The organism is Okeania sp. SIO2B9 (assembly GCF_010672505.1).
Classification (GTDB): Bacteria; Cyanobacteriota; Cyanobacteriia; order Cyanobacteriales; family Microcoleaceae; genus Okeania; species Okeania hirsuta.
On the sequence record NZ_JAAHGK010000100.1, the window covers coordinates 1 to 10,136 of the forward strand.

The 10,136-nt window shown below is 36.2% G+C and carries 6 protein-coding genes; 2 read left to right on the forward strand and 4 right to left on the reverse strand.

The window, feature by feature from the left end; all coding sequences use genetic code 11:
- On the reverse strand, nt 1-2,564 hold a 2,564-nt coding region (locus F6K13_RS05950), incomplete at its 3' end, for a ParA family protein (RefSeq protein ID WP_287287020.1).
- A 19-nt stretch (nt 2,565-2,583) separates the two neighbouring features.
- Nucleotides 2,584-3,018: a hypothetical protein gene (locus F6K13_RS05955; RefSeq protein ID WP_124143013.1), complete on the reverse strand. Its 435-nt coding sequence runs from the start codon at nt 3,016-3,018 to the stop codon at nt 2,584-2,586.
- A gap of 152 nt (nt 3,019-3,170) precedes the next feature.
- Between F6K13_RS05955 and F6K13_RS05960 the strand changes: the two genes are divergently transcribed.
- Nucleotides 3,171-3,746: a Uma2 family endonuclease gene (locus F6K13_RS05960; RefSeq protein WP_287242222.1), complete on the forward strand. Its 576-nt coding sequence runs from the start codon at nt 3,171-3,173 to the stop codon at nt 3,744-3,746.
- A gap of 190 nt (nt 3,747-3,936) precedes the next feature.
- Here F6K13_RS05960 and F6K13_RS05965 read toward each other — a convergent pair whose 3' ends face one another.
- Nucleotides 3,937-4,548, reverse strand: a complete 612-nt coding sequence (locus F6K13_RS05965) for a hypothetical protein (protein WP_287242219.1) — start codon at nt 4,546-4,548, stop codon at nt 3,937-3,939.
- Nucleotides 4,549-4,968: 420 nt separating this feature from the next.
- Nucleotides 4,969-7,893 (reverse strand): aminomethyl-transferring glycine dehydrogenase, encoded by a 2,925-nt coding sequence (gene gcvP, locus F6K13_RS05970; protein ID WP_287287022.1) that lies wholly within the window; start codon nt 7,891-7,893, stop codon nt 4,969-4,971.
- A 683-nt stretch (nt 7,894-8,576) separates the two neighbouring features.
- Here gcvP and F6K13_RS05975 point away from each other — a divergent pair.
- Entirely contained in the window at nt 8,577-9,641 is a 1,065-nt protein-coding gene (locus F6K13_RS05975; RefSeq protein WP_287287023.1) for a pentapeptide repeat-containing protein, read from the forward strand.
- The last annotated feature ends 495 nt before the right edge of the window (nt 9,642-10,136 follow it).

Below are 10,136 nucleotides of genomic sequence, written 5' to 3' on the forward strand. Positions count from 1 at the left end.
TTTTCTAGAATTTTCTCTGGTAAGTTCTGCCATATTTCTTGTAATTCTTCTTTTGTTAAAAAAGCTAATTTTCCCTTAAGAGAATCAAAGAAATTAATTAGATAGGGATATTCCTCTTTAATTTCTTGACATCGCTTTTTTGATGCTTCTTTTAACCCAAATTCTAGAGATTTTCCTTGCAGTAGACGCTCTGTACGGATTTGAGTTAATGATTTTCCTCTGAAAGTTAATTCTTGTTCTTTTGCTCCTTCAAGTAATAGACTTAAACTTCGAGGAAAAGTCGTGCCACTTGAGTCTGTTAAGCGTTCATAAACCCATCGAGATACTTTTCCTCTTCGACGACGACTTCCCCATAGTAATTCTAATGCTTTATCAAGCTCTTCTTCATTCGCTATATCTATACTTTCAACAGCAACAGGAGAAACTTGGTCAACTAAATTTTTGAAATCTTGAGATTGTATTGCTTGACGAAGCGCTAAACGTAAAAAGTCTATTTGATTCCACTGTAAAATAATATCCCTTCCAGTAAAATGACTTTTATTATCAAAACTTAAACGATTCCAAATATCTTCTCTCAAGAAAATTTTAAATCTAATTTCTGTTAGTCTACTTGCATCACAAGACTGAACTAATTGAAATAATCCAGTTAATGCTTGTTGTCTTAATTCTCCTGCTTCCGAAAAATCTTCATCTAAATCATCGTAAAGAAACCATAATTTTTGAGACTTTTCTTTTGCCTCTTGATTAAGAATAATATTTACTGCATCTTTAACTGTAAGTATGAGTTGAGAGTTAGTAGATAATTCTAATAAAGCTTTAGTTGATTCAGACTGCCATGTATCTTTTGGTAAATTATTAATTATTTTTTTCAGCTCGGTAAACTTTCCCCTTTTACCTTTATTACCTCTGGGAAATTTTAGTAATTCTTCCTGATCACATCTAAATAGTAAATAAGCTCTCCAAAAAGCTTCCCATGTTCCATTCTTTTCCTGCAAAGTTCCATGAATAATTTGAAATTCTTCACGGGTAGGTCTACTTTCTTGAAATCTACCGTGTCCTGATAAAAATACAGTATTATCTAACCGTCCGCGAGCTAATTTTTGAGCTAGTTCTTGATGTTTTAAAAATAACCAATATAGGGCAGTTTTACCTGTTCCTTTTTTCCCTCGAATTAGGCAGGTTGTGTCATCTAAAAATTTTTCAAAATCAGTAGTGCGCTGAAACAATAAGCTTAAATCTTGCTTCTGATCGGCCACATTTACTTCAGGAAACTTTAGATTTTCAAGAATTTCCCATCTTTGTTCAACAATATTTAAAACTTTACTGCGTTTAATTTCATTATTTTTTTCATCAATTATATTAGTGATTTTACTATAGTAATCTTGTATTTCTGGTATGGGATAACTATCAGCTAAGGCAATTGGTACAAGGTAAGGAATTACTAATAATTCATCATTTTCTGGTTGCTCGTTACTTGTATTTGAATCTTCTTCATCAGTATCATAGTTTTCATATGTTTCATTTTTTATCTTTTCAAGCAAGGAATTCCAAATGTTTTTGACTTTATCTAAACCACTATTTGTCACATCAGTTACAGGAGAAAAAACAAAATTAATAGATAGGTTTTTCAGAGTTTGAAGAGATTCTAATAGTAGCTCTATTCCCTGTTGATTTTGTTCATTAGGAAAAATAAAAATAATTGCTTCATCAGCAGCTTGAATTAATGATAAAGCACCCCATTGATTAATCCCAGTTCTAGAGTCAATTAAGAGAATATCTGGTTTTAATTGTTCTTGAATTTCCTGCTTAAAAATAGACCAAAGATTTTTATCTCCATCTATAACAGTTGTGGCATGAAGATCGTCAACTTTAGACACATAATCAAGACTAAGATATCCAGCAGGAACAACAAATACTCTACCTGTGGCATTAGGTATTCTTACTTCACTAAATATGTCTGTAATTAAAATACTGGGTTCTATTCCTTCTGGTAAGTAGGAACGTTCGTAAAAATAATCAACAATTCCATATTTTGGCTTTTCCTTAAGGTTAAATGCTGTACTTAACCCAGGTGCTTCTAAATCTAAATCTACAGCTACAACTTTACGGCCTCGCATTGCTAAAATTGAGGCTACATGAGTTAATGCAGTAGTCCTACCTACTCCTCCTTTAAAAGAATAAAATGTCACTGTTCTGGGTATACTGGGTTCTTTCTGGGGTAGTTGAGGTTGATTTTGTGGGTTTGCTGCTTGGATAGCTAAATCTTGCCAAGTTACTAATGAGAATGTCTCAGAAATTTGTGGAGGTGAAATATTTAGTGATTCAGCTTCTTTAGGTGTATATAAGGAAAGAAACCCAGGAGATAAATGAGGCACTTGAGATTTTAATAAGTTAGAAATTTGTTCTTTCCGATGAGGGATGGATAAACCAAAAAAGCGATCGCTAACTAAAGTTAAATTGAGCAAACCTGATGTGGAAATATTTACATCAACCCATTCTTGAGAGTTTTGAACGTATTGGTTTTTAATATTTTGCTTTAGTAATACTTGCCAATTTTCTTGCATTTTTAGTTCCTTTAATTTATTAAAGTGTAGTAGCTTGTTTTTGTAGCCATCCTATAAGCTTTTGATATGTGTTGAAGCAGTTTTTATAATTTACATTATTAGCTTCAATAGCAAAATAACGTATATCTATAAAATGTTGACACATTGGGTTTTCAATTTCATCCAACCACTTTCGTACTTGAGGAAATTTATCAATTCTAGATTTAAGTTTATTGTGTCGTTTTAATGCTTCTGTGTAGCTATGTCCTGGATTAGTAAAAGTATGTCCTGGATTATTGTTATCTGTTTTCCATTCTCTAGTTGCACTGTTTGGTAAAGTAGCAAAAATCATTGCTTTTAATAAACACTCAATAGTGACACCTCCAAAGTGCATAGCTCCAATTTTTATTCCTGATTTATCTAATATTTCTGTATCAGAATAGCGTTCTAAAAAAGCTGCTTGGTAATCTTCCATAAATAAAAAAATATAGCTTTGATAATGAAAAATATCATGATTTTAACATTATATTTCCTACGCATCCGTAGAGACATATTTGGAGAAAGCTAGTTTCTGGTTTCTCGTTATTGCTAATGATACAATCATATAATACCTCTATCTCCCAAAACATGATTGCTAACCAAAACACAAATTATATTCCTCCTGAAGAATACCTAACAGGAGAAGAACTCAGCTCTATCAAACACGAATATATTGATGGACAAGTATACGCAATGGCAGGTGCTAGTGATGCTCATGTCACCATTGCTGGAAACTTATTTGCACTGTTGAGAAATTATCTGCGAGGCAGTGGTTGTCGTGTTTATATGTCGGACATGAAAGCTCTTATAGAAACTACCAATACATTCTTCTATCCTGATGTTATGGTGACTTGCGACGCCAGAGATAAAGCTTTGCCAAATCATAAAAAATATCCTTGTTTAATAGTGGAAGTTTTATCGGAAAGCACTGAAGCATTCGATCGCGGTGACAAATTTGCCAACTATCAGCAATTACCAACTTTGCAAGAATACGTTTTGATTAACCAAAAACGCCAACGTTTAGAATGCTTTCGTCGCAATGCTGAAGGTCTTTGGGTATTGCACACTTACACTCAAGGCAGTGAAATTCATCTGGCAAGTATTGACTTTCGGACTAGCATTAATAGTTTGTATGAAGATGTCACTTTTGGAGAAACTCTGTAGTGCATTATATCCTTGGGGGCGGGATCATCAGATAATTTATAACACCATTAATTTAACGCGGAACCTGCCCCTACTTTTGCAACGTTGAGATCGCTTTTACGTTTACTGCTAATATCTACTTTTTTTCATTTTCTAGTAGATTTCCTATTGTATCATTTTATATGAAACAGTCTACTACAGTCCACTACTACTAACTCACGGTCGAATAACTTACAAAATTCGTTAAAATTCCTAAAATTTTCGGTAAATTCTTAACAGAATATTCTTCCAAATCAACTGTCATAGTTTGAGATTCTAACTCTAAAAACTGCCAAGTAGTTCCAGTAGTAACAACCCCATAAATTAAAGGAATTTCGTTATCTTCTCTTTGATTAAAAACTTGGGCAGCGACCATTTCTGCCATACATTGAGCTAAACCCGACTTGATATTATCGTTTTTCGCTTCCACCAAAGCAACAACTGGCGCTTCAATCAAAAGTTGCAAACTGGAACAACTAATAATAAAGTCACAAAAACCATTCAATCCCTGTTCAGTATCGATATTAAATTCTACACCCGAAAAAATGCTTATTTGATTGTCTAACTGTTTTTTGATTGCAAATAAAATCGGTGCAATAATTAACTCTGATCGTGCTTTTTCTGTGCCAATAGCGACTGCTAACGGTAAGTAATATTGCAATGCTTCTTGTAAAAATTGACTCGGTGGAATTTCTGGCAAGTCATTAAACTTTCCCACGGTTTCAACTATTGTTAAATTAAAGGTTTTTTGCAACTCTTCTATAGTGAATTTACTGTAAGACATTGGTTTTAATTTTTTGGGGAGTGTCTCCTAATCTTTGTTTTGATTGCTATATTTAGGGTTTGCTGAAAAAGTCGGGTGATGGTAGGCAACAGGGAACAGGGAACAGGCAACAGTCTAGTAGTCTGGTAGGGTGTGTTAGCGAAGCGTAACGCACCGAACATAATCAGGACTTACGCAAATTCATCTTTAAAACGCCATATGTAGGGGCGTTAACGATAGTTATGCGAAGCAAATGGCATTGGCGTTCCGCCAAGCTCCGAATTGCGCCCTCACTGGATTTAGTGTCCGTGTGTAAGTCCTGATTATGAAAGAGGCGGTGCGTTACGACGGATTGCTAAATCTCTTTCAGAGTCTAAATTTACGCCGTCTAACGCACCCTACAAATTTGGCTGATAGCTGATAGCTGACCGCTGACCGCTTTTAACTATAAGCTTCTATCGGCAAACAGGAACACACAAAATTACGATCGCCAAAAGCATTATCAACCCTTCCCACAGCAGGCCAAAACTTATGCTCCCGCGTCCAAGGTGCGGGATAAGCGGCACGTTGTCGAGAATAACCATGTTTCCACTCATCCACCATCAAACTCTCTGCGGTATGAGGTGCATTTTTCAACAAATTATCCTGTTTATCTGCTTTCCCAGTTTCAATTTCTTCTATTTCCTGGCGAATCAAAATCATTGCATCACAAAAACGGTCTAACTCTTCCTTCGACTCACTCTCTGTCGGTTCCACCATAATTGTTCCCGCCACAGGCCAAGAAACAGTCGGCGCGTGAAAACCATAATCCATCAAACGTTTGGCAATATCTTCCACTTCAATACCAGCCAACTTTTTCAACGGACGCAAATCCAAAATGCACTCGTGAGCAATAAACCCATGCTTACCCTTATACAAAACTGGATAATAATTCTCCAACCGTTGAGCAATATAATTAGCATTCAAAATTGCTACTTTGGTTGCTTCAGTCAAACCATCTGCACCCATCATGGCAATATACATCCAAGAAATTGGCAGAATACTGGCACTACCCCAAGGTGCAGCAGATACCGCTCCACTAGAATTTTCTCCACCAATATTAATCACAGAATGACCTGGTAAAAACTGTGCTAAATGAGATTGAACGCCTATGGGACCCATTCCCGGACCACCGCCACCGTGAGGAATACAAAAAGTCTTGTGCAAATTCAAATGACAAACATCTGCTCCTATTTCTGCGGGGCGACATAAACCTACCTGAGCATTCATATTCGCTCCATCCATATAAACTTGACCGCCGTTACTGTGGATAATTTCGCATATTTCAGAAATTTCTTCCTCAAATACACCGTGAGTTGAGGGATAAGTAACCATAATGGCAGCTAAGTTATCTTTGTTTTTTTCTGTCTTCGCCTTTAGATCTGCAATATCTATATTTCCTTGTTTATCGCATTTGACGACTACAACTTTCAACCCACTCATCACTGCCGAAGCAGGGTTTGTACCGTGAGCAGACTCAGGAATCAAACAAATATTGCGATGTGCTTCTCCTCGGTGAGCGTGATATTCGCGAATTACTAATAAACCTGTATATTCTCCCTGGGAACCTGCATTTGGTTGTAGAGAGATGGCGCTAAAACCTGTGATTTCTGCTAACCATTCCTCTAGTTGTTCAAACATTATTTGATAACCTTTGGTTTGGGAAGTGGGGGCGAAAGGATGAATTTTGGCGAATTCCGGCCAGGTTACAGGTATCATCTCTGCTGTAGAGTTGAGTTTCATTGTACAGGAACCTAACGGTATCATTGATGTTGTTAGGGATAAGTCTTTTGCCTGTAAACGGTGGAGGTAACGCAATAGTTCGGTTTCTGAGTGGTAGCTGTTAAATACTGGGTGAGTTAAATAACTGCTGGTGCGGGAATGTAATCCCCCCTGACTCTCCTTTGTAAGGGGGGGAGTGTTTTCGATGTCTGGTAATGGTTCTCCACCAGCAAAAATTTCCCACAAATTTTGCACATCTATATTAGTTGTGGTTTCATCTAGGGAAATGCTGAAAGTTTGATCGTCGAGACTCCGGAGATTAATACCTGCTGAAACAGCAGCATCAATAATTTCTTTTGCACTTTTCAGAGGAGATTCAGCACCCACTGTTATCCGAATAGTATCAAAAAATGATTCTGCACCAACTTGATAACCAAGCTGTTTTAAACCTGTTGCCAACTTAACAGTCAAACTGTGAATATTTTCCGCAATCTCCTTTAAACCATCAGGACCGTGATAAACCGCATACATACCTGCCATCACCGCTAGCAAAACTTGAGCAGTACAAATATTACTCGTTGCCTTCTCCCTGCGAATATGTTGTTCCCGTGTTTGCAATGCCAACCTTAGCGCTGGTTTGCCGTTAGAATCTTGAGAAACTCCGACAATACGTCCTGGAGTTTGTCGTTTATAAGCTTCTTTTGTCGCAAAATAGGCAGCATGAGGACCGCCGTATCCCAGAGACACGCCAAAACGTTGAGTATTACCTACAGCAATATCAGCACCAAATTCTCCTGGAGGCGTTAACAAAGTCAAACTGAGTAAGTCAGCAGCAACAGTTACTAAACCTCCCACTTCGTGAACTCTTGCCACAAAGTTGCGGTAGTCATATATTGCGCCGTCGGTGGCAGGATATTGGAGGAGTGCGCCGAATATTGGTTTGTCAAAGGTGAAGGTGCGAAAGTCGCCAACGATAACTTCTATTCCCAATGGTTGTGCCCTAGTTTTCACAACTTCAATATTCTGAGGATGGCAGTTAGAGTCAACAAAGAAAGCTTCTGCTTTAGTTTTGCACAGACCGTAACTCATGCTCATTGCTTCTGCTGCTGCTGTAGCTTCGTCGAGTAGGGAAGCGTTAGCTATTTCTAAACCTGTTAAGTCTGTAATCATGGTTTGAAAATTCAGCAATGCTTCCATTCGTCCTTGAGCTATTTCTGCTTGATAGGGAGTGTAAGCAGTGTACCAACCAGGGTTTTCTAGGATATTGCGGAGGATAACTGGTGGGGTGATGCAGTCGTAATAACCCATTCCTATGAAGGAACGAAAGACTTGGTTTTTGGAGGCTATTTCTTTGATTTGGGCAAGAGCAGCAGTCTCGCTCAGAGATTTTGGTAGATTTAGGGGTTTTTGGTATCGAATTACTTGTGGAACTGTTTTGTCAATTAGGTCATCTAGGGAGGAAACACTTAATACTGTCAACATTTTTTGAATTGCGTCAGAAGCAGGGCCAATATGTCGTTGGCAAAAGTTAGTAGATTTCTGGCCATTATTCTGGTGTTGTAGTTGAGCGGTTGACTTTGTATTAGATTTGTGTATTACTACCACTTTTATATTCCTTGGAGTTAACTTCTGATTAAGTTTTAACAAAAATTCATAACTTCATGGGAGATAAAATAATTTTTTTTGTTTAGAGGCCAAATTTTGGGATTGTCAATTCAGTTATCAGTTATCAGTAGGCATCTCCGGAAAAGAGGGAGTAGGGAGTAGGGGTTAGGCAGTAGGGGGAAAGAATTGATAATTTCTGTGGGATAATTGATTTGATTTTTTATTATTGGAACTGAAATAATACGGAATCGAAACTTTTCAGTATGAAGATATTTTCAACAATTAATTATTAATTATTACCTCTTCTTTTTAAGGAGAGGATTGACGCGGTAGGGAAAATTTTTTCTTCTCTTGGTCGATTGGATATGGCGAGGAGACCTTGCCATCCCACCCTACGGGAAGCTGCGCTTTTTCCTAGGTCATGCTACGCAACATATTTGCGGAGCAAAACGACCGCTTTTTTCTCCTTTAAAGAAGAGGCTTTAAACCTTAATTATTCGGTAAAAGTTTATACTATTGCTGTAATATAGCAATCCTAAATTGGTTGTGACAAATCAAAAAGTAGATAAAAAAACTGAAACTCTTACCTGTTCCCTGTTCCCTGTTCCCTGTTCCCTGTTTCCTAAAAATAGTAAGATTTTTATACACAAATAAAATAGGATTACTATAGTATTTTTTTGACTATGAAAATAAAATTTATTGCTGCTGGCTTAGGAATTTTGAGTATTTTATCAGTATCATTTAGTGTAGTTAAGTTACGCCAGAATCAAGTACTCGATCGTACTGTTAATTATGCTCAAATTGAAACTTGGCAGCATGACTCAAGAGAAGATTTTTTTAATTGGGAATCTATTTTAGAACAAATTAATAGTTTGCCTTTGTTCAGATATACTATAGGAATTACTTTCATATTTTTCTTTATTTTTGTCTTTGCAATCTATCGGGAAAAAGAGTTAAACCCGATTACAATGAAGCCAGAAAGAGTTCATCCAGTTATCTACTTGAATAACCTCTTATCCTCTATAGCTAAGAAAGAACCTTGGGAAGTTTTTGAGAAAATATTTTTGCCTGTTTTTATCGGTTTAATTGCCAGTTTTATTACTTACGATTTAGAACAAATTCAAGAACAAATTGCTGATAAACGCCTCCACGAACAAATATGGGAAAACTACCTGAAAGAAATACGAGAAATTTTGGTAGACCGACCAAATATTAATAATACTGATACGGATAAATTTGATTATTTAGATTTAATTAGGGCTAATACATTAGCTTTATCAATTCGTTTAGAAGATAATAAAATACTCAAAGGATTATTATTACAATTTTTGTATGATACAGAATTAATTCGATGCCGACAATTAGATGTAGATTGCAATCGAATAGTTTCTCTAGATCGAGTTAATCTAGAAAATGCTCAATTAATGAATGCTAATTTAGAAAAAGCTAAGTTGATTGGTATTAACTTTACTAATGTAAAATTGACAAATTCTACTCTGATAGAAGCTGATTTAAGTTATGCAAAATTAGTGGGAGCTGAACTTAGGAATGCTAACTTAAATCAAGCAAATCTCAGTTTTGCTACATTAAATAATGCTGATTTGCGAGGTGCAGATTTAAGTCAAGCTAACTTAACTAATGCAAATCTTAGTGGTGCAAAAATAGATCAAAAAACAACGTTGTTATTTGCTACTTTGTGTCAAACAATTATGCCAGATGGAAAAATTTCTAATGAACAATGTCCTTAGCGATCGCCCAGGGTGATATAGCAGTAAGTTCTTTGGCGTTTGACAATAAATTTGAGTGGTTTGTGCAGCATTCCGCACCGGAATTGGGAGTAAGGAGTAGGGGGTAGGGAATAGAGGAATATCCGCGTCCTATTTGCGTAGTCCTATAGATGAAGCATATCTTCAACAATTAATTATTAACAATTACCTCCCTTGAAAACCGATTAGGATTGGCAAACAGGATTTTTTTCTTTATTTCTTCAAAGAAGAAGATGCTTTCAACCTTAATTATTCGGTAAAAACTACAAAGATTTCAGGAACTAATTATTGTCAATTCCTGTTGTAGTTTAATAACATTTACAAACAGTCTCTAAAATTTTGGATTTTCATTAACACTTTGCCAGATTTGTTTACAACGCTCTGGATTCAGTGTTTGGTCAAAATACTTTCCCTCTCTCTCTGATTTTTTTAAAATTTTCAGGCTTTCATTACTATCTATATCTCCATTAATAATAA